The sequence below is a fragment of the Flavobacterium alkalisoli genome (assembly GCF_008000935.1).
Taxonomy (GTDB): Bacteria; Bacteroidota; Bacteroidia; order Flavobacteriales; family Flavobacteriaceae; genus Flavobacterium; species Flavobacterium alkalisoli.
Window position 1 is genome coordinate 1,008,499 of sequence record NZ_CP042831.1, and the last position, 20,754, is coordinate 1,029,252.

A 20,754-nucleotide genomic window follows, 5' to 3' on the forward strand; every position below is an offset into this window, starting at 1 on the left:
TTTGTAAAATATAACATTTAAAAGCATAAAAGTTAAAAAATGGCAACACTTACTGATCAGTTTGGTATTCAGGAAGCCCTTTCAAAACTGGGCATAAAGGAAATAAACGATGGTACATCAACAGGGAGTAACAGTTTCGCTAACGGCGAGATTATCGAGTCTTACTCTCCGGTAGACGGTACTCTTATTGCAAAAGTAAAATCTTCTACTAAAGAAGATTATGAGGCAGCTATGGTAAAAGCTCAGGAAGCTTTTAAAACATGGAGGCTTATTCCTGCACCAAAAAGAGGTGAGATTGTTCGCCAGATGGGTGAAGAACTTCGCAAATATAAAGAGCCTCTTGGGCAGCTTGTTTCTTATGAAATGGGTAAAAGCCTTCAGGAAGGTTTAGGTGAGGTTCAGGAAATGATAGATATCTGCGATTTTGCAGTAGGTTTATCACGTCAGCTTTACGGACTTACAATGCACAGTGAAAGACCAATGCACCGTATGTATGAGCAGTACCATCCGGTAGGGATAGTAGGTATTATATCTGCATTTAACTTCCCGGTAGCGGTATGGAGCTGGAACTCGATGCTGGCTTGGGTATGTGGTGATGTTTGTGTGTGGAAACCAAGCGAAAAAACTCCATTATGTGGTATTGCATGCCAAAATATTATACAGAAAGTATTAGAAAGAAATAATGTTCCCGAAGGTGTTAGCTGTTTAATAAACGGTAGGGAAAACGGAGACCGTATGAATACTGACAAACGTTTACCATTAGTATCGTTTACAGGTTCTACACGTGTGGGCCGCCACGTATCTAAAACAGTTGCCGAGCGTTTTGGTAACACTATACTTGAACTTGGAGGGAATAATGCCATTATAGTATCTGAACATGCTGATCTAAGCATGGTACTTGTAGGGGCTGTATTTGGTGCAGTAGGTACTGCAGGACAACGTTGTACTACAACAAGAAGGCTTATCATTCACGAAAGTATGTATGATAAAACTATCGACGTACTTAAAAATGCTTACGGCCAGTTAAAAATAGGTAACCCTCTTGACAGTAACAATCACGTAGGGCCGCTTATTGATAAGGATTCTGTAAAGAATTATCTTGAGGCAATTGAGAAAGCAAAAGCTGAAGGCGGTAAAGTAATTGTTGAAGGCGGTGTAATGCAGGGTGAAGGTTACGAAAGCGGATGCTACGTTAAACCATGTATTATTGAGGCTAAGAACAGCTTTGAGATTGTACAGCACGAAACGTTTGCCCCAATTCTTTATGTAATGAAATATACTACCCTTGAGGAAGCTATTGCAATGCAAAATGATGTTCCGCAGGGTCTTTCATCTTCAATCTTTACTCAAAACATGAGAGAGATGGAATTATTCCTTTCTCAGGCAGGGTCTGATTGTGGTATTGCCAATGTAAACATCGGTACTTCAGGTGCTGAAATTGGCGGTGCTTTTGGTGGTGAAAAAGAAACAGGCGGAGGACGCGAAAGTGGTTCTGATGCATGGAAAGCATATATGAGAAGACAAACCAACACGATAAACTACGGGTCTGAACTGCCATTGGCACAAGGTATCCGTTTTGATTTGTAATTAAATTTGTTAAGTTGTTATGTGTAAAAAGGCTGCCAATTGGCAGCCTTTTTTTATTTTTTAATCCATAAGGTGTCGGTAAAATAATGCCTGCAATCCATAAAGTTCTTAACTACTTCAAATCCCGTTTCTTTAGCGAGGCCAGATATTTCCTGCAAGCTGAATTTTTTTGAAAGCTCTGTCCAAATCATTTCGTCTTTATCAAAAGTAAATTCAGAGTCCAGTACTTTGCTGTAAAAGCGTTGCTTTTTAAGGCTTATCAGGTACGTATGTACTTCGCCGTTTTCAGGATTATAAAAGCTGTAAAAATCAAACTGGTCCAGATTAATATCGGCATCCAGTTCGGTATTTATCCTTTTTAGTAGGTTCATGTTAAAAGCTTTGGTAATACCGTGTGGGTCGTCATATGCTTTTTGAACGATACGGGGGTTTTTTTGCAGGTCCATACCCATAAGTAGCATGTCTCCCTTTTTCATTCCGGCATTAAATTTTTTAAGCAGTTCGGCAGCTTCATCGTGCAGGTAATTGCCAATGTTTCCACCCATAAACAGAAAAAGGTTGGGGGTTTTTGTATCCTGCATATTTTCCAGAACCTCAAAATAATCGCCTGTTTTAGGATTCATTTTTACTTCCGGCAGTACCGATGTAATGTTTTTTTCCAGAGCATCAAGCGCTTCCTGCGAAATATCTATCGGGATATAAGTAAAATCGGCACCTTTGTCAAGAAAAGCTTTTAGCATCTGCCTGGTTTTCATCCCGTCACCCGACCCGAATTCAACAATATTAAACGGGCTTTTAAACTGCAATGAATCCAGTATGTTGCCCGATTGCCCTGTAAGTATTTCAAACTCACAGCCGGTAGGGTAGTACTCCGGCATTTTCATAATCTGCATAAAAATACGGCTGCCGTTGTCGTCATAAAAATATTTAGACGGTATATACTTTTCTTCTGCTTTAAGCCCTTCCAGTATATCTTCTGCAAAGGGAGTAAGTGTGCTTGTGTTCATGTTTTATCGTTTTGCCAAACGGATACCGGTAAATTGCCAGCGTTCGTTTGCGTGAAAAAAGTTTCTGTAAGTAATTCGGCTATGGTCTTTAGAGGTAGCGCAGGATGCACCGCGCAAAACCATTTGGTTAACCATAAACTTGCCATTATATTCGCCTATAGCCCCTTCTGGCTTTGCAAAGTGAGGATAAGGGAGGTAAGCGCTGTTTGTCCATTCCCAACGTTTCCCCCAGTCCAGCTGAATGGCAGCTGCTTCCCACTCAAACTCTGTAGGGAGGCGCATTTTCTTCCATTCGGCATAAGCCCATGCTTCATAAAAACTTATGTGTGTTACTGTGGCATCGGGATTTACTTTTTGCAGTCCTGCCATCGTAAACATGTGCCACTCTTTATCTATTTTATGCCAGTGTAACGGAGCCTCAATATGATTTTCATTTACCCAAGCCCAGCCTTCGTCGTGCCAGTAATTAAAGTTTTGGTAGCCTCCGGCATTAATAAATTCCAGATATTCTGCATTTGTTACCAGTGCCTGAGATATTTCGAATGGTTCAAGGTATACTTTATGCCTTCCGTGCTCATTGTCAAAACTAAATCCGTCGCCATTAAAACCTATTTCATAGATTCCTTCGGGAAAAGAAATATATCCCGATTGACTATTCTCCTGATTCTCCCATTCAAGGTTTTCGTTGTAAACAGGGAACAAAGGGTTACATCCCAAAATGTATTTTATATCGGTTAGCAATAACTCCTGGTGCTGTTGTTCATGGTTAAGGCCTAGTTCTACAAGTTCATGAACCTGCGGATCCTTAAGCTGTAACAGCAATTGCATGTGCATATCAATGTAATTGCGGTAATCGTATACCTCAGAAACGGTAGGACGGGTTATGTGCCCGCGTTCCGCTCTAAAAGTGCGATTGCCTACCGTATTGTAGTAACTGTTGAATAAAAAGCAGAAATCCTCGTTATAGACTTTATAGTCCGGCAGGTGTTTTTTTAACAGGAATTCCTCAAAAAACCAACTGCTGTGGGCAAGATGCCATTTGGGCGGACTCACAAAATTTACAGGTTGCGGTACATAATCCTCAGTAGTAAGAACGCTGCAAATATCTTCTGTTCTTTTTCTTATATGGTTGTATTTGTCAATAATACTCATGGTTGTAAATCAGGTGTATAGTACTAATTTACGAAGAATGTTTACAGAGGGTGTTTTTAAAAATTGTTTTAACCAAATTATAACACACGTTGAAGGCCTTTTTTGCAGTAAAACAAAGGGTTTTGTTTGTATATGTTTGTGTATTAGTTATTTATTCTAAATTTAAATAGAGGTGAAAATTTTGTTTATTAGGAAATTACTTTACATTTGCAGCTCGAAACGAAAAATAACAGAAAAAACAATAACAATGCGTTTAATAAAATCTACATACCATAACGATCTTGCAGGAAATTTCCCTGTAACGGTGCCGGGTTTTATTGCGCACAGTTTTTTTAGATAGTCTGACAACAAATCTATAATACGCAAGCCCGGAACTGAAAAGCTCCGGGCTTTTTTTATGCAATGAAAAAATTTAACAACAACATACAGATAATCAGTAACCAGTCATGGACAGGGGCTGTATTTTTTGAACCGGATAATTCCTGAAAGGAGGAATAGTGCCTTTATACTAGGTAAGCCCGGTTCTTAAGTGAATCGGGCTTTTTATTTAAGCAAAAATTTAAAAAACAATAAATGATTAGAATCACAACATCAGGCATCACCTAAAAGTGCTGCCGTAAAGCAGTAAAACTATGGAAACACAAGTAACAATGGCTATGGCAGCTATGGAAGTAAGGGCGACAGGTTTTGTTGCCATTGTAGAAAGGGCCAGTAAACAGCCGCAGGATCTTATTGGGAAAGGAACGACAATAGAAAGTGCTATTTGTCACTATTTCTCAACAATGAGTGCCGTTAACCATGTTTGGAGAAGGGAAACCTTTAAAGGTATACTTATTCACATATACAGCGAAGGTTGTTATACCATGCTAAGAAACCCTGAGTTTATAGGGGTATTGGCAAACATGAGTTTTTTTGGCAATAAGATGGTTAGGAGTGTTGATGCCTGGAAAAAGAAAGGTTTTACGGCAGAAGACCAGTTGAAGAGTTTTGTAAAACACTGTTTCGCACAGTATGATGTTCCTGAGTTTATGGTAAATGCTTTTGGCGAGGAGAACAAAGTACATATGTTGTGGTATATCCAAATGGGTAGGGGAGATAGTATTAAGAAGCTAAGCGGTTTTCCTGTAGCCTTCACGTGTAAAATGGCTCACGAATTCAGGAATACGCCAAGCGATATGTCTGTAAACAAAGCTATAAGGAGGGCGCAGGCTTTAGGTTTTGGGGCTGAAAAACAAAGGGCAGAACTAATTGCGTGGTCTGCTTTGAGTGACAGTTTTGAAAACGAAGCTTTCAGGACAGAATTGGTTAAGTTTTTTGCTACTGTAAAAGGTGAGATTAGCCTGGATGTGTTTCAAACGGTTTTAGAATATGTATTCTACATAAGAGCCCAAAATGCTGCTTTCACTATGAAAGGCAGGACATGGGATGCTTTGTTGAGGCAGGCCGTTGAATGGGAAAGGGAGATGTTGAAGAGAAAAGCTGCGGAAAGCTATAACCAATGGAAACCGGCAGCAATAACCAACTTTTATATTGAGAAAGAAGATGAGGTGTTTAGTATTATACAGTTAACAAACTCTGAAGCAATATATGAGGAAGGTTATGAGATGTCTCACTGTGTGGCCGATTATACAGATGCTTGTGCAGGCGGCGAATCAGCTATTTTCTCTTTGAGGAAATTTACTCATGAAAATAGTGATTTTGAAAGGCTTGCTACCATTGAAGTTGATGTTGTTGCTAAAGAAATAGTTCAGGCACAGGCAAGGTATAATGAAATGATTAGTGAAAAAGCCAATGAAGTAATTATTAAATGGGCTAAACAGGAAGGACTTTCTGCTGATTATGATTTTTATGTACCTGTACATAATGAGCCACAACCTGCAATTCAACTTCCTCAGGCAGCAGGTAATCCGCCAATGCAGAGGCAGAATTATGAACCTTACAGAGATGCAGGTTTTAAAGAGACAACAAGCGACAGAAACATAGGCTATATAATAATAGCCATTATGAAAATCCTGTGGCTTATTGCAAAATGTAGTCAGGAATAATATGCCTGACTTAATTTAAAATGTAAAAATTATGGCAAAATTAAAATTAAGAGGGAAAGACCTCATAGATATAGGATACCCGCAAAACAAATCAATAAGCATTGCAATAGCAGCCATGCTTAAACATTATAAGCGGGAGCCTAAAGAAAAAGTGCTCAGGATGCTTAAGGAGGTACTCCATGCTCCTGAGCAGTTTAAACAGGACGGGATATTCGGAAAAATAGCCGAAGCACTTACCGATGTGAAGAAAACCGAATTCAGGCAACTGAATGCTAACCGCGCACCGTTTACCATTTTTGGTGAAAATGAGATAGAAAGCAGTGCAAAAGACCAGTTGTATACTGCTCTTAAATTGCCTGTATCTAAAGCGGGTGCGCTTATGCCCGATGGGCATCATGGTTACGGTTTACCTATAGGGGGTGTGCTGGCTACCGAAAATGCTGTAATACCTTATGGTGTGGGGGTATAGATATTGGCTGCAGGATGTGCCTTAGTGTGTATGATATTAATCCTTCGTTTATAGAAGGGCATAAGGATAAGTATGTAAACATACTTGAAAAGCAAACACGCTTTGGTATGAGCGAAGTGCATAGCAGGCCCAATGATCATGAGATTTTTGAAAGGAGCGAGTTTAAGGATATTCCTTTTGTAAAGAAACTTAAGGATAAGGCCTATAAACAGCTCGGGACTTCGGGGGGTGGTAATCACTTTGTGGAATTTGGTATCATTGAGGTGACATGATGATGTACTGAAAGTACCTCCCGGGAAATATGTGGGAGTGCTTTCTCATAGCGGATCAAGGGGGCTTGGCGCCAACATTGCCAAGCAGTATACTTATCTGGCTATGAAGCAAACACCATTACCTAAGGAAGCGAAGCATTTGGCTTGGCTGGACCTTAACACGCACGACGGACAGGAGTACTGGCTGGCCATGAACCTTGCCGGAGATTATGCCTCGGCTTGCCACCATGATATCCATAAAAGGATAGCAAAGGAACTGGGAGCAAGGCCACTGGCTATGGTTGAAAACCACCACAACTTTGCCTGGAAGGAAATTATTGACGGTGAAGAACTGATAGTACACAGAAAAGGAGCAACACCTGCCCAAAAAGATGTACTGGGTATTATACCGGGTTCTATGACCGCACCGGGTTATATAGTAAAAGGTAAAGGAAACCCGCTGTCGTTAAGTTCGGCATCTCATGGTGCAGGCAGGGTGCTGTCGCGTTCTGAGGCAAAAAGAACTCTTACGCGAAGCGACCTTAAAAAGGTGCTTAACGATTATGGGGTTACACTTTTAGGTGCGGGAATGGATGAAGCCCCTATGGCCTATAAGGATATTACCAAAGTAATGGCTAACCAAACCGAACTTATAGATGTGGTAGGGATGTTTATGCCAAAAATAGTCCGAATGGACAAAGGATAAAATTAATCGCTGCAAAACAGCAAAAAAGACAATAACAATGGGAATTAGTACCTATGAAGTGATGTATATCCAGGCATTGGATAATTACCCTTTTAATGTGGAAGAATGCATAGAAAAACTGCAGTATGTAATTGCAGCCGATGATGAGCACGCGGGAGCGCATTGCCTTATGGGGCTTATTTATGAAGAGCAGTTAAAAGATTATAAGCAAGCCGAATACTATTACAGGATGGCATTGTACCTTGATAGGGATTATTTTCCGGTATACAGTCATTTAGCGGGGCTTTTAATAAATTTGGGAAGGCTCGAAGAAGCACTCGCCATTATAGATGCGGGATTATGGGCTCCCGGTATCGATAAAGCCTCTATGTTTTATTATAAAGGTTTGTTGTATGAAAAGTTTGAGATGTATGCTACAGCAATACAGTATTATACGGATGCTAAAAAGGTATGTCTCAATAATAGTTTTATGGATACTATGGATGAACACATAAAAAGAGTTAAAACCAAAAAAGGAATGGATAAAAAGTCTGAAAAAAACAAATCGGACAAAAAGCAGGAAAAGAAGAAAAAACAAGAATCTTCCTGATAAGAAAAAGACGGCTTATAGCCGTCTTTTTTAGTATTAATTCCTCCCGTTTTCCTCAGGATAGAGTTTATATACCGGGTCACTCTGCCAATATTCCTTAGTGTCGGCATCCAGTATGGTAAGCGGACCCTTAAATGCGGCTCCGGTATCAACGTTCCAAACATTGGCCTTGTTTATAGGAGTGGTTTCACCTATACGGGTTACCGGTGTATGGCCTATAAAAATTTCTTTATACAGAGTGAAACGTTTTGGATAAAGTGGGTCATTCGGATCCATAGACTTATCTAATGCCAGTGCGGTTTCCCAAAGCGTCCTTTCCCAATAGAACATTTTACTGAAGTATTCGTGCTTTACGCCATTAAGGTTGGTGAATCCTGCATGCACAAAAAGACGATTGTCTTCATCAAGATAGTAATCTTCCAGACTTTCCAGAAAAAGTATGTGCAGCTGTTTCTTTTCCTCATTTACCTTAAGGTATGAAGCGGTCGTTACCTGTCCGCCATGCATAAACCACTGTTCGGTATGTTGCCCTGTAACCAGCCATTTTAAAAGGAGGTCGTCATGATTACCCCTCATAAAAATGCAATGGTATTTTTGCTTTAGCTGAATAAGAAAATCTATAACTTCAGGAGATTGCCCCCATCCGTCTACATAATCGCCTAAAAAAATAAGACGGTCATTTTCGGTTACCGCCGCGCGTTCCAGTATTTGTTCCAGTGCCCTGTAAGCACCGTGGATGTCCCCAATTACAAGTGTTCTGCTCATTTTACAAGTTTACGAAAAATACAGGATAAGAAAATTTAAAATGAATATAAAACTGGAGTGACTAATATAAATAAGCAAAAAATGTATTTTAGTGCCTTAAACTAAAAACCACAATAATGAAAACAAAAATCCTTACCTTATTTCTGGCGATTTCGCTGGGATGTTTTGCACAAACTGATGTTGAAGGCTTTGAAGGCGATTTTCCTCCTCCCGGATGGACTATTAATCAAAGCAACTCCGGATGGATAAAAACCTGGCAGCAGAGTTTTTATGACTTCTTTCTTTTCCCTCCTTATGAAGGCGATTACGCAGCTTTTATGGATCGTGAAAATGTTTACGACCCTGATGGCCCGGCAGTAGATTGGCTTATAACTCCATTAAAAACAGTTTCGGGAGACAGCCCTGTTGTACATTTTTATTCCAGACTTACTCTTCAGGGAGATCAGGGAAATGTGTATAGACTTATGATAAGTACTGATTCTGATCCTTTTAATATTGATGCGTATGCTACATTAAAGCAATGGTCGGAATTTGAAATCAATCCGGTACAAGCTGAGTATAATGAAATATATGTACCTGTGCCTTTAGAATTTGTAGGGCAACAGGTTTATTATGCTTTTGTTATGTCTACAGATAATGGAGACAGATGGTTAATAGATAATGTGTCTTTTGAGGAAGATTATTGCGGACTGCCTACTAACCTTAATGCGGTTACTACAACCCCTAACTCTGCTACTTTAAGTTGGACAGGAGGAAATGAGTCACTTTGGGAAGTTGAGCTTCTGGGTTCAGATGAAGTACCTGCTAATGAAGGGGTGCTGGTAAATCAAAATTCGTATACTGTTGACGGATTGGCTGCCGGGAATTATAAGTTTTATGTAAGAGCTGTATGTTCTGAAACAAACATAGGCTTGTGGTCAGGACCGTACAATTTTGAATTGTATAATGGTATTGAAGGTGTTGTAAGTTTTGACAGTGATAAAGACAAAGAATGCGACAGCGGACTGGAAGGTGCTGAGGTAATACTGACCATAAATGATGGCGAACAGCAATATACTACTTATACAGATAATACGGGGTATTACAGTTTTTATCCGTTATTCTATAATTCAGCAAATGTAAGTATAAGTGTTATAGCTCCGCAAAATTTTAAAGAGATAGATCCGGTAACAATGTTTGTTGACTTTAATGAACAGCCGGATGTAAATATCGATATGTGTTTTAATAAAGTAAGGCCTATACCTTGTTTTGTTGATTTAACAAAAAGTATAAATCAGGGTAATGCTGTTCAGCTTTCTTTATATCCTAACCCTGTAACAGACATGCTATATTTTAACATCCAAAATAATGAGCAACTAAAAGCTGTTGAAGTGTATGATGTAAACGGTAAACTTTGTTTTAAACAAGATAATTTACAGGGGAGTATAGATGTACAGTCCCTTAGATCAGGCTTTTATTTTATAAGGCTCACAACCGAAACAATGACGATAAATAAGAGGTTTATCAAGAAATAAAAAATAAAAGGCAGGTTTTAACCTGCCTTTTTTAGTATAAGAAAAATAAGATTAGGGACTGGTGAAATTTTGTATTTTAGCAGTAAACCAATTTAATTTTTTGCTATGAAAAGAAAACTCCTTACCGCTTTCTTAGGGTTGTCCCTAAGTTGTTATGCCCAGTCTCCTTATGTTGAAAGTTTCGAGGGCGATGTTTTTCCACCAGATGGCTGGAATGTTTATGATAATGGTATTGGTACTGATTTTGACTGGAAGCACGGTGATCAAATACTATTTGGTACACCTGTGTATGAAGGTTACCATTCTGCTTACGTTAACTTATTTGCTCCGGAATCAGGCACTGCACAAGACTGGCTTGTTACTCCGGTTGTTAATATTGCTTCAGGAATGTCTTTGCAGTTTAAATCATCGTATCTTGATTTTGGCCCAGAAGGAGGGACTTGTTCTGTAAGAGTATGTCCTGCAGATGCAGATCCTTCTGTATTATCTAATTATACTATAGTTCAGGTAGTGGATCCACTAGGAGAAATTTTTACTGATGTCCAGGTTTATTTCCCCGAAACTATGGAAGGACAGGACTTTTATATTGCATTTGTTACTGAAATAAACTCAGGAGAAGATGGTAACACGTGGATTATAGATAACGTAGCTTTAGTGGGAGCATGTCCGCAACCTTATAATCTTGCGGTGGCAACTACAGGTGATTCGGCAGAACTTTCCTGGACAGCCTGGGGTGAAACTGCTCAATGGGAAATTGAGGTATTGCCTTTAGATGCTGCACCTACGGGTGAAGGGGTTATCGTTGATGAAAATACTTATACGGTTACTGATCTTGATATGGGTGAGTATAGGTTTTATGTAAGGTCAATATGCTCTGAAGCGTTGCAGAGTTCATGGGCTGGCCCGTTCTATTTTGATATTTTAAACGGATTTAACGGAGTGGTAAATTACGATAGTGAAGGAGATAGTGTATGTGATACACCTCTTCCCGGCGCAGAAGTGATTATAACCATAGGTGATGAACAATATTCTGTTTATACAGATGAGCAAGGTCATTTTAATTTTTATAATATAGCTGCTGAGACAGCAACAGTAACTGTTAATGTAAATGCTGTTGGGTTTAATAATGTTCCTGCTTTAGTAGAAGAATTTGATTTTGCCGAAGAAGATTTAACTTTAAACGTATGCCTAGAACAACCTGAAGCAGTTACAGATTTAAGCATTACACTTATACCTGTTAATCAGGCAAGGCCCGGGTTTGTAGCCAATTATCAGTTATTGGTAAAAAATAATGGTTCTGTAGCAATATCAACTGCTACGGCTACAGTTCAATTTGACGATGTTAAGCTGGAGTTTGATAGCTCACCTAATTCATATACCCTAAATGATGATATTGTAAGTTTTGATCTGATGAATTTAGCTCCTTATTCAACGCAGTATATCCCGGTTAGTTTTTCGGTAATGCCTCCTCCTGAAAATATAGGTGGCGAAGAAATCAGTTTTGATTCTAATGTAACGGTTCCTGAAAATGAAAATACACCTGCTGATAACAGTGCTGTTTTATATCAGACTATAGTAAATTCTTATGATCCTAACGATATAACAGTACATGAAGGAGAATACATTTCTATGGAGCAGGCTCAGGGTTATCTGCATTATACTATTCGTTTTCAAAATACGGGTACGGCAGATGCTGTAAATATCAGGCTTGAAAATATCCTTGATGATAATTTTGACTGGAGTACATTTGAGCCTTTAGCATCGAGCCATGCTTATACGGTTATAAGACAGGAAAATGAACTGGAATTTAAGTTTGATAATATTCATCTTCCTGACAGCACTACAGACGAACCGGGCAGTCATGGTTTTGTTACCTATAGGGTTAAACCTTTGAGTGAAGTAGAGGATGGAGATGAATTTAATAGTATCGCTGATATTTATTTTGATTTTAACCCTGCTATAATAACCAATACAGCCCATACTGAAATAGCTCTTGTAGGTGTTGAGCAATTTAATACCGTTAAGTTTATACTATATCCTAATCCGGTAACAGAAAGGTTATACATAACTTCACAAAGCGGAGAGAATATTATTTATGCTGAGGTATATGATATAAACGGAAAGCTTTGCTTTAAACAGGATAGTTTACAGGGTAGTATAGATGTACAATCGCTTAATTCCGGTTTTTATTTTATAAAACTCACAACAGAAACAACAACACTAAACTATAAGTTTATTAAGAAATAAAAAAAGGAAAGGCAGGTTTTAAACCTGCCTTTTTTATGCATATTTCATTTTGCGCAGTACGCGCATTACTTCTTTAAAGGATATATATACGGCAGGGTCTTCATGAGCTTTTAAGAGTGCTTTTGCGTCTATTAGCTTTTGTTTTGCATCTTCAAAACCGTTAAGGTAACAAATCATAAAAGTAGAAGGCAGGTTCGTCATATCACGTTTTTCCCTTTCCGATAATGGTGTGCCCTTTTCCAGTTTATGCAACAGGGAAAGATTGGAGTTGTAAATATGATACATCATTTTACGGTTATACTGTGGAGGGTCAAACAAAAGGTTTGAATCTATTTTGTAATAACCATTGTCGTGAAAATGGATGCTTACCTCTTCCAGCGGATAATAACTGGTCTTGTCATTAAGGCCTAACGATACGTATTCGGTAATGGAAAAAGTATCATCTGTATAATCAATGCTTACTTCATCTAAGGCAGAATAAAACAACTTTACCTGCTCATTAATAAGCTCTATATCCACACGGGAGTAATATGTTTTTCCCTTAACCACTTTCTTATTACCTGCCCAGCATACAATAAACAGTTCCTTAAACACTTTATAACCCGAGGTCATGTCCTTATGTCGGGTATTTAAAAAATCCAGCACGCCTTCAAGCGTATGGGCTATACTGTTACGGGAATTGTTTTCTATATCAATAACCGTAGCGGTATTCTGGTAATTTAGAGAAGGGACTTCTTCAACAGGAGTAGAATTACTTCCTAAACGAATAAATACAGTACCGCCCGGTATGGTATAGATATTCTTTTTGAAATAAGAGATCTTGTTGTTCGGCTTGATGGTTACCAGTCCTACTACCTTGTCTTTTGGTAAATGAGGAAAAGGAACATTCTCATACTGTATTCTTGGTGGGTTTTCTAAAAACGCATTGACCAGGTTTTGTATACGGCTGTCATCATAGAAATCAGTACCCGATATTTCATTGTCATGGTCCTCAACACCCACAACAATATAAGAATTGTTAGAGGGATTGGAATTTGAAAGCGCACAGATGTGCTTAACAAATTTTGCCTTTCCTTCTTTAGTATGCAGATTAAGCTGGCGCTTCTTATCATAAAAACTGCTCTCATCATTGTGAGCAAGCAGATTTTTGATAAGAAGGCGCTTATTAATCATATTTCTTAAACTTTTTTATGCAGAATCGTGGCACTTGCCTGTGCTGTAGGTAAAACAAGCAAATCGGCAATATTTACGTGATAAGGCCTTGTTACCACAAAAGTGATAATATCTGCAATATCTTCGGCTTTAAGCGGAGAATAGCCCTTATATACATTTTCGGCACGTTCCCTGTCTCCTTTAAAACGTACTTCAGAGAATTCTGTTGCAACCAGTCCCGGGTTTATTGCTCCCACGCGTATACCATACTGGTTTAAGTCCATGCGCATACCCTGATTAATGGCATCTACTGCATGTTTAGAGGCACAGTACACATTACCGTTAGGATAAACCTCTTTTCCGGCAATAGAACCAATGTTAATAATGTGTCCGCTGCGACGCTCCACCATTCCGGGAATTATCTCCTTAGAAACATACAGAAGTCCCTTTACGTTAATATCCAGCATGGCATCCCAGTCATCCACATCCCCATTTTCAATAGGGTCAAGCCCGTGTGCATTACCTGCATTGTTAATCAGGATATCAATATTTTTTAAATCTTCAGGGATGGATTGTATGGCTTCGGCTACAGCTTCTTTATCCCTAACATCAAAATTAAGGGTATGAACACGTGTAAGTGACGAAAACTCATCCTGCAACTCTGCCAGGCGTTCCTCGCGTCTTCCGCAAAGGATAAGCCTGAAATGGTTTTTTGCAAAATAAGTGGCCGTTGCACGGCCTATACCGCTGGTAGCTCCTGTTATTAATGCTGTTTTCATATTTCGTGTTGTTGCGTAATTAGTTTGATTTTTATTTAATCCTGTATATTTTGTCTTTGTTCTTTTCTGCCAGCAAATCAATTAACCTACTTTCTCCTCCTATGGTTGTGAATGGTAAATCATAGTCAGTATTCAATGCCCAGTTTTTTTCTTTTGGATAAACAAGGCTGGGTGTTAAACGTAAATCAGGATTATTCAAAAGTTTAGGAAGTTCTGAAATATTACCCTGATATAAAAGATTTTTCATTTCCCAAGTTGACATGAACACATAAAAAACCTCTATTTCCTGATCTCCATATAACGAAAGGATACATTCTGTAAATGAGTTTATTTGCTCTTTTTCCATATGGCCATCTCCGGGATATGTTTCATTAAGAGATAGTTTGGGGTCTATAGCTTTTGCAATGGCATCATTAAGTCTAAAGTCAACATCTTTAGATTTAAAAAAATCTTTCCACTTTATTTTTTTGTATTCATCTTCTTGTAAGTCAATTAAGTTGTTAGTAGATTTATCTTGAGAAATACTTTCATAAAATCGTAAAGAGGTCAGAGAAAAAGCATATGCTTCAAATATTTCTGGTTGTGTAAGTTTTAAAAAATATTTTGCTATGTCACTTTCTTTAAGTCCAATATCAACAGTCACACCACTGCCAACTACTGTGGCATAAGGCTCAATCCATGAATCTATTTCTTTATCTACTAGCTTCATTTTTCTTTAGGCTTTATGACTTTTGACTTTCAAACTCTATTACTGAATTAAGGTACTTTATTACCCATGCTTTCTGTCCAGATGGCAAACCAGTCTTCCAGTTCCAACTCAACTTCGGTTGCTTTCATTTGGTTTTTAAGCCTTTCAGGACTGGTTGATCCCGTTACCGGAATAATTCCTGCAGGATGCCTTAGTATCCAGGCCAGTAATATTACATCGGCAGTAACTTCATATTTCACAACCAGTTCCATAAGCAGTTTCTTAAGGCGCTGGGTTTGTTCGTTATCTTCTTTAAAAACAGAACCAATAGGGCTCCATGCCAATGGTTTTATATTGTTTAGGGTCATGTAGTCCAGTGATCCGTCAAGCATAGGCTCGTAACAGGTAGCAGAAAACTCTATTTGGTTGCAGTAAACATCAGTGCGGGATTTAATCAGTTCTGTTTGCGAATTGGTAAAGTTGGAAACACCAAACTGTTTTATCTTTCCTTCTTTTTTTAGTTTCTCAACAGCCCCGGCAATCTCATCCGGATTCATCAGCGGGCTAGGGCGGTGCAACAGTAAAATGTCCAGGTAATCAGTCTCGAGATATTTTAGAGAGTTTTCGGCCGAGTTGATAATATATTCTTTAGAGTAATCGTAGTGTTTTACCTTGTTGTCGCGGTTACCTATTGTGTGTTGTATTCCGCATTTAGAAATGATTTGTACATTTTCCCTTTTTACACCACTTTGTGTAAAAGCCTTTCCAAAATCGGCTTCGGTAGTGTATCCGCCATAAATGTCAGCATGGTCAAAAGTAGTTATTCCGTATTCGATGCAGCTCTGTATCATTTCTGCCATTTCGGCAGTAGTGAAGCTCCTGCTCCACACACCCCAATTCATTGCTCCTGCTATGATGGGAGATAAATTAATATCCATAAGTATTTAATAAGATTTTTAGTGTGATAAATTTACACTTTTATATACTTTATTTGGGTAGTACCCGTTTTAATTGCTGCTATTTTTATTGAATTTTTATTTGTTTCAGGCTAAAATTATAAAAACAATTAACTGATTAAGAGTTATGTTGGTATTTTGATGAAGCATTAACACTATGTTAACAACAAAAATTCAATTTCGGCAATGAATTTGTAATGTAAAAAAAGCTTATTAACTTCACATTTCTAAACTCTATATAATATGGAAGAAAATACTGCCGCTTTAGACATAAGGGCAATAAATGAGAAAATAGAAAGAGAGAGTGCTTTTGTAGACCTTCTTGTCATGGAAATGAACAAGGTTATAGTTGGGCAAAGGTACATGATAGAACGTCTTTTGATAGGACTTTTGGGTCAGGGTCACATTTTGCTTGAAGGTGTGCCGGGACTTGCAAAAACCTTAGCGATTAACACCCTTTCGCAGGCAGTACACGGATCCTTTAGCCGTATACAGTTTACACCAGACCTGCTTCCTGCCGATGTGGTGGGAACGATGATTTACAATATAAAACAAAACGAATTCAGTATTAAGAAGGGGCCTATATTTGCCAACTTCGTGCTTGCCGATGAGATTAACAGGGCACCGGCAAAAGTGCAGTCGGCATTACTTGAGGCCATGCAGGAAAAGCAGGTAACCATTGGGGAAGAAACATTTAAGCTGGAAAAACCTTTCCTTGTAATGGCAACTCAAAACCCGGTAGAGCAGGAAGGTACTTATCCGCTACCGGAAGCACAGGTTGACCGTTTTATGCTGAAAGCAGTTATTGATTATCCTAAAATTGAAGACGAGCGCCAGGTGATTCGCCAGAATCTTGCCGGTAGTTTTGATAAGGTAAACCAGGTGGTAACGCTTGAGCAGATCTTAAGGGCACAGCAGGCCGTTCGTGAAGTATATATGGACGAAAAGATTGAGAAATATATACTTGACCTGATTTTTGCAACCCGTTATCCTGAACAATATAACCTAAGCAGCCTTAAACCGCTTATTAGCTTTGGTTCTTCGCCAAGGGGTAGTATTAACCTTGCTCTGGCTGCAAAGTGTTATGCCTTTATAAAGAGAAGAGGCTATGTAATTCCGGAAGATGTTAGGGCAGTAGTTCACGACGTACTTCGCCACAGAATTGGAATTACTTATGAAGCCGAGGCAGAGAACATTACCTCGATGGACATTATCAATAAGATAGTGAACCAGGTTGAGGTGCCATAGTAGTAATAAAGTCAAATGTCATAAAGAGGAAAGCCTAGAGGCCTTTATGACTTTAAAAACTTTAGACTTTACACTGCAAGATTATGGATACAAAAGATATATTAAAAAAGGTACGTAAAATAGAGATTAAGACCCGAAGGCTGAGCGATCATATCTTCTCGGGGGAGTATCACACATCCTTTAAGGGACGTGGTATGACCTTTAGCGAGGTGCGCCAGTACCAGTTTGGGGATGATGTAAGGGCTATAGACTGGAATGTAACAGCCCGTTATAACGAACCTTATATCAAGGTTTTTGAGGAGGAGCGCGAACTTACCATGATGCTTATGGCAGACGTGAGTGGTTCGGAAAGCTTTGGTACCAAAAGTCAGTTTAAAAGGGAGATAGTTACAGAGATTGCTGCAACTATGGCTTTTTCGGCTACACAAAACAACGACAAGATAGGGCTTATCCTTTTTTCAGACCAGATAGAGCTTTTTATCCCGCCTAAAAAAGGAAAATCGCACGTGCTGCGTATTATCCGTGAGCTTATTGAGTTTGAACCCAAAAGCAAAAAAACGGATGTTGCACAGGCACTTAAATTCCTTTCGGGCGTGCTAAAGAAAAAGGCAATTGTTTTCCTTATTTCCGATTTTATGGCAGCCGATTATGAGCATACGCTGAAAATAGCGGCTAAAAAGCATGACATTACCGGAGTAAGGGTTTATGACCCTAGAGAGGAGCAAATGCCAAACCTTGGGCTTGTAAACATGACCGATGCCGAAACAGGGCAAACCCTGCTTGTAAATACAGGTTCTAAGCAGGTAAGGCTTGAGTATGAAAAATACTATCAGGATAAGGTAAAATACTTTAAGGAAACCTTTAGCCGATGTGGGGCGGGTACTGTAAGCACGCGTGTAGACGAGTCGTATGTTACTAAGCTGCTGGGCTATTTTAAATCACGATAGTTTAGGTTGATAATCATGATAAAGATGACCAAAACAAAATTATATACGTTTTTGTTACTGCTTTTTGCGGTTGCCGTTTTCGGGCAGCAAAAGCGGTTAGAAACCAGTATAGATTCTACCAAAATAAAGATTGGGTCGCAGTTTAACCTTACTTTAAAAGCTACTGTCGACAGTACTTCTGCCGTTGGTTTCCCCGAAGGAAAAACCTTTGGTCAACTGGAAGTGCTGGAATCCTATCCGACAGATACCATAAAAAAAGGGGCACTGTATGAACTAATAAAAAAATACGGACTTACACAGTTCGATTCCGGTCGTTATGTAGTACCGGGACTTCCGGTTATTATAGACGGCGAACCTTTTCAAAGTGATTCACTTGCCATAGAGGTAACCAATGTAAAGGTGGATACCCTGAAGCAAAAAATGTATGACATTAAGGATGTTGCAACTGCCGATTCTAAAATGAGTTGGCTTTGGTTGTATATCTTATTAGGGTTAGCGGCAATAGGTGCTGCAGGCTTTTTTGCATACAGGTATTTTAAGAACAGGAAAGTAGAACCTAAACAGGCACCGATTGTATTTAAATCACCTATAGAAAAAGCAACCATTCAGCTTAGAAACCTTGAAAGCAAAGAGCTTTTACAAAAAGGAGCCATAAAGGATTACTATAGCGAACTTACCGATATTGCCCGTACTTATATTGAGGAAGCTATTCATGTACCTGCAATGGAAAGTACTACAAGCGAACTTATAGAAGCCATGAGGCAGGCAGTAATGCGTAAAAGAATGTCGCTTAGCCGTGAAACTTTTGAAGAACTGGAAAGGGTGCTTCGCACTGCCGATATGGTGAAGTTTGCAAAATCCAAACCACTGGAGTTTGAAGTGGCTGAAGACCGAAACAGGATAGAAAAAACCATTGTGGTTATAGATAAGTCAATACCTGAAGAAAAAGAGGAGGACGAAGAGCACACGCTTGCCTGGCTTGAAAAACAGCGTCAAAAGAAAGCCAAAAGAAAGAGAAATATCATTATTGGAGGTTCTGTTGGTTTAGTGGTGGCGCTTATCGTTGGCTTCCTTGTGTTTAAGGGAATGAGTTTTATCAAGGATAACTTTTCTCCAACCAATGAGCTCTTAGAAGGGCAATGGGTAAAAAGTGAATATGGTAACCCGGGTGTGATAATAGAAACACCAAAAGTACTTAAAAGACAGAACACCGAAAAAATGGTGCCTAAAGATGCTGCTGCCATCGTTAAGGATATGGAAATATTCAGCTACGGTATAATGTTCAGCAACTTTAATGTTATGGTCTCTACGGTAAGCTACAAACAGCAGGTAGACATAAAGCTTGATATGCTTTTTAATGATACTGCCAAGCAGTGGGAGGCTATGAAGGCAAAGGATATATTGGTTAAACAGGAAAGTTTCAGCACTGCTGACGGAGCCGAAGGCCTAAGGGCTTTTGGAAGCATGATAATGCCAAACCCGTTGAGCGATGATGGAGTTAAGTATGATTATGAAATACTTTATTTCAAGCAGGCTAACGGAGTACAACAGGTAACCATGGTGTATCCTACAACCGATGAATATGCGCCAAAAATTGTGGACAGGATTAAAAACTCAGTCGAATTTAGAAAACGTACTCAACAATGATGAAAGACGTAACATTTTTACATCCGGCATTCTTTTGGCTGTTCACATTACTGCCTCTGGCAATAGGCTGGTATATATGGAAAAGAAGACAACAAACGGCAACGTTAAAAATAAGTTCGTTAAACGGGTTTAAGGTTAAGCCGTCACTATTGGCAAAATTAAAACCGGTACTGTTTGCATTCCGGTTACTGGCATTGAGCGCCATGATAGTGGCACTGGCAAGGCCCAGAAGTGTGGATGTTGACAGCAAGACAAAAACCACTCGTGGTATAGATATCGTTATGGCGATAGACGTATCAGGAAGTATGCTTGCAAAAGACCTGAAACCCAACAGGCTTGAGGCACTTAAAACTGTAGCCGAAAAGTTTGTTGACGAAAGGCCCAATGACCGTATAGGTATAGTGGTATATGCTGCCGAAAGTTATACTAAAACCCCTGTTACCAGCGATAAGGAACTGGTTAAAAATGCAATTAAATCGGTTAATTATGACGATTCTGTATTGCAGGACGGTACAGGTATAGGTGTAGGGCTTGCCACGGCTGTAAACAGGCTTAAGGAAAGTAAGGCAAAAAGCCGCGTAATAATTCTGCTTACAGATGGTGTAAACAACTCCGGATTTATAGACCCGAGGATGGCTGCCGATATTGCTAAAGAATACGGAATTAAGGTGTACACCATTGGGTTAGGTACTAACGGCATGGCACAAATGCCTTATGCAAGGAGGGCAAACGGTGAGTGGGTTTATCAAACCATGAAAGTGGAAATTGATGAGGCACTTATGAAAGAGATTGCCAAGAAAACAGACGGACAGTATTTCAGGGCAAATTCCAACAGTAAGCTGGAATCTATTTACCAGGAAATAAACAAGCTTGAAACAACCGAGATAAAAGAGCTTAAGTATTATAACTATACCGAGAAATACAGGCCATACCTTTGGTTTGCTTTCGGGCTGTTATTAGTTGAGGTTGTGATTAGAAAAACGGTTTACAGAAGTTTTATTTAAT

At 39.1% G+C, this 20,754-nt stretch carries 16 protein-coding genes and 1 pseudogene; 10 read left to right on the forward strand and 7 right to left on the reverse strand.

Annotation, left to right across the window (positions count from 1 at the left end; translation table 11 throughout):
* Positions 1-39: 39 nt before the first annotated feature.
* Positions 40-1,587, forward strand: coding sequence for an L-piperidine-6-carboxylate dehydrogenase (gene amaB / locus FUA48_RS04400; protein WP_147582417.1), 1,548 nt, complete (start codon positions 40-42; stop codon positions 1,585-1,587).
* A gap of 53 nt (positions 1,588-1,640) precedes the next feature.
* Here amaB and FUA48_RS04405 read toward each other — a convergent pair whose 3' ends face one another.
* Positions 1,641-2,594 (reverse strand): L-histidine N(alpha)-methyltransferase, encoded by a 954-nt coding sequence (locus tag FUA48_RS04405; RefSeq protein WP_147582418.1) that lies wholly within the window; start codon positions 2,592-2,594, stop codon positions 1,641-1,643.
* 3 nt (positions 2,595-2,597) lie between these two features.
* Positions 2,598-3,746, reverse strand: a complete 1,149-nt coding sequence (egtB, locus tag FUA48_RS04410; protein WP_147582419.1) for an ergothioneine biosynthesis protein EgtB — start codon at positions 3,744-3,746, stop codon at positions 2,598-2,600.
* Between the two features lie 632 nt (positions 3,747-4,378).
* Between egtB and FUA48_RS04415 the strand changes: the two genes are divergently transcribed.
* From FUA48_RS04415 to FUA48_RS04425, 3 genes and pseudogenes are all read left to right on the forward strand, one after another.
* Positions 4,379-5,791, forward strand: coding sequence for a PcfJ domain-containing protein (locus tag FUA48_RS04415; protein ID WP_147582420.1), 1,413 nt, complete (start codon positions 4,379-4,381; stop codon positions 5,789-5,791).
* Positions 5,792-5,822: 31 nt separating this feature from the next.
* Positions 5,823-7,217, forward strand: a pseudogene (locus FUA48_RS04420) (RtcB family protein).
* A 37-nt stretch (positions 7,218-7,254) separates the two neighbouring features.
* The gene (locus tag FUA48_RS04425) at positions 7,255-7,806 is read left to right on the forward strand and encodes a tetratricopeptide repeat protein (protein WP_147582421.1); all 552 of its coding nucleotides are present in this window, start codon (positions 7,255-7,257) and stop codon (positions 7,804-7,806) included.
* 36 nt (positions 7,807-7,842) lie between these two features.
* On the opposite strand, the gene FUA48_RS04430 is transcribed toward FUA48_RS04425, so the two are convergent.
* Complete coding sequence (locus tag FUA48_RS04430; RefSeq protein ID WP_147582422.1) at positions 7,843-8,571, reverse strand: metallophosphoesterase family protein; 729 nt, start codon at positions 8,569-8,571, stop codon at positions 7,843-7,845.
* 116 nt (positions 8,572-8,687) lie between these two features.
* Between FUA48_RS04430 and FUA48_RS04435 the strand changes: the two genes are divergently transcribed.
* The gene (locus tag FUA48_RS04435; RefSeq protein WP_147582423.1) at positions 8,688-10,085 is read left to right on the forward strand and encodes a T9SS-dependent choice-of-anchor J family protein; all 1,398 of its coding nucleotides are present in this window, start codon (positions 8,688-8,690) and stop codon (positions 10,083-10,085) included.
* A 105-nt stretch (positions 10,086-10,190) separates the two neighbouring features.
* Positions 10,191-12,332, forward strand: a complete 2,142-nt coding sequence (locus FUA48_RS04440; protein WP_147582424.1) for a T9SS-dependent choice-of-anchor J family protein — start codon at positions 10,191-10,193, stop codon at positions 12,330-12,332.
* A gap of 33 nt (positions 12,333-12,365) precedes the next feature.
* Here FUA48_RS04440 and FUA48_RS04445 read toward each other — a convergent pair whose 3' ends face one another.
* From FUA48_RS04445 to FUA48_RS04460, 4 genes are read right to left on the reverse strand one after another with little or no spacing between them, the layout of a single operon-like run.
* Positions 12,366-13,505, reverse strand: a complete 1,140-nt coding sequence (locus tag FUA48_RS04445) for an ATP-binding protein (RefSeq protein ID WP_147582425.1) — start codon at positions 13,503-13,505, stop codon at positions 12,366-12,368.
* 5 nt (positions 13,506-13,510) lie between these two features.
* On the reverse strand, positions 13,511-14,344 hold the full coding sequence (locus tag FUA48_RS04450; protein ID WP_449404036.1) for an SDR family NAD(P)-dependent oxidoreductase: 834 nt from the start codon (positions 14,342-14,344) through the stop codon (positions 13,511-13,513).
* A complete protein-coding gene (locus tag FUA48_RS04455; protein WP_147582427.1) occupies positions 14,295-14,972 on the reverse strand; it encodes a hypothetical protein in 678 nt (225 codons plus the stop codon). The genes FUA48_RS04450 and FUA48_RS04455 overlap by 50 nt, the downstream gene beginning before the upstream one ends.
* Before the next feature lie 47 nt (positions 14,973-15,019).
* On the reverse strand, positions 15,020-15,889 hold the full coding sequence (locus tag FUA48_RS04460) for an aldo/keto reductase (RefSeq protein ID WP_147582428.1): 870 nt from the start codon (positions 15,887-15,889) through the stop codon (positions 15,020-15,022).
* A gap of 261 nt (positions 15,890-16,150) precedes the next feature.
* Here FUA48_RS04460 and FUA48_RS04465 point away from each other — a divergent pair, with 261 nt between their 5' ends.
* From FUA48_RS04465 to FUA48_RS04480, 4 genes are all read left to right on the forward strand, one after another.
* The gene (locus tag FUA48_RS04465; RefSeq protein WP_147582429.1) at positions 16,151-17,155 is read left to right on the forward strand and encodes an AAA family ATPase; all 1,005 of its coding nucleotides are present in this window, start codon (positions 16,151-16,153) and stop codon (positions 17,153-17,155) included.
* A gap of 83 nt (positions 17,156-17,238) precedes the next feature.
* On the forward strand, positions 17,239-18,102 hold the full coding sequence (locus tag FUA48_RS04470) for a DUF58 domain-containing protein (protein WP_147582430.1): 864 nt from the start codon (positions 17,239-17,241) through the stop codon (positions 18,100-18,102).
* A 24-nt stretch (positions 18,103-18,126) separates the two neighbouring features.
* Positions 18,127-19,749 (forward strand): hypothetical protein, encoded by a 1,623-nt coding sequence (locus tag FUA48_RS04475; RefSeq protein ID WP_147582431.1) that lies wholly within the window; start codon positions 18,127-18,129, stop codon positions 19,747-19,749.
* Positions 19,749-20,753 carry a vWA domain-containing protein gene (locus FUA48_RS04480; protein WP_147584955.1) on the forward strand — a complete coding sequence of 335 codons (1,005 nt, stop codon included), beginning with the start codon at positions 19,749-19,751 and terminating at the stop codon, positions 20,751-20,753. The genes FUA48_RS04475 and FUA48_RS04480 overlap by 1 nt, the downstream gene beginning before the upstream one ends.
* The last annotated feature ends 1 nt before the right edge of the window (position 20,754 follow it).

Coding starts and splice junctions, on each gene's coding strand:
- FUA48_RS04470 (WP_147582430.1), top strand. CDS start 17,239: ATGGATACAAAAGATATATTAAAAAAGGTACGTAAAATAGAGATTAAG.
- FUA48_RS04405 (WP_147582418.1), bottom strand. CDS start 2,594: ATGAACACAAGCACACTTACTCCCTTTGCAGAAGATATACTGGAAGGG.
- FUA48_RS04475 (WP_147582431.1), top strand. CDS start 18,127: ATGACCAAAACAAAATTATATACGTTTTTGTTACTGCTTTTTGCGGTT.
- FUA48_RS04430 (WP_147582422.1), bottom strand. CDS start 8,571: ATGAGCAGAACACTTGTAATTGGGGACATCCACGGTGCTTACAGGGCA.
- FUA48_RS04435 (WP_147582423.1), top strand. CDS start 8,688: ATGAAAACAAAAATCCTTACCTTATTTCTGGCGATTTCGCTGGGATGT.
- FUA48_RS04445 (WP_147582425.1), bottom strand. CDS start 13,505: ATGATTAATAAGCGCCTTCTTATCAAAAATCTGCTTGCTCACAATGAT.
- FUA48_RS04455 (WP_147582427.1), bottom strand. CDS start 14,972: ATGAAGCTAGTAGATAAAGAAATAGATTCATGGATTGAGCCTTATGCC.
- amaB (WP_147582417.1), top strand. CDS start 40: ATGGCAACACTTACTGATCAGTTTGGTATTCAGGAAGCCCTTTCAAAA.
- FUA48_RS04460 (WP_147582428.1), bottom strand. CDS start 15,889: ATGGATATTAATTTATCTCCCATCATAGCAGGAGCAATGAATTGGGGT.
- FUA48_RS04480 (WP_147584955.1), top strand. CDS start 19,749: ATGAAAGACGTAACATTTTTACATCCGGCATTCTTTTGGCTGTTCACA.
- FUA48_RS04465 (WP_147582429.1), top strand. CDS start 16,151: ATGGAAGAAAATACTGCCGCTTTAGACATAAGGGCAATAAATGAGAAA.
- FUA48_RS04425 (WP_147582421.1), top strand. CDS start 7,255: ATGGGAATTAGTACCTATGAAGTGATGTATATCCAGGCATTGGATAAT.
- FUA48_RS04415 (WP_147582420.1), top strand. CDS start 4,379: ATGGAAACACAAGTAACAATGGCTATGGCAGCTATGGAAGTAAGGGCG.
- egtB (WP_147582419.1), bottom strand. CDS start 3,746: ATGAGTATTATTGACAAATACAACCATATAAGAAAAAGAACAGAAGAT.
- FUA48_RS04440 (WP_147582424.1), top strand. CDS start 10,191: ATGAAAAGAAAACTCCTTACCGCTTTCTTAGGGTTGTCCCTAAGTTGT.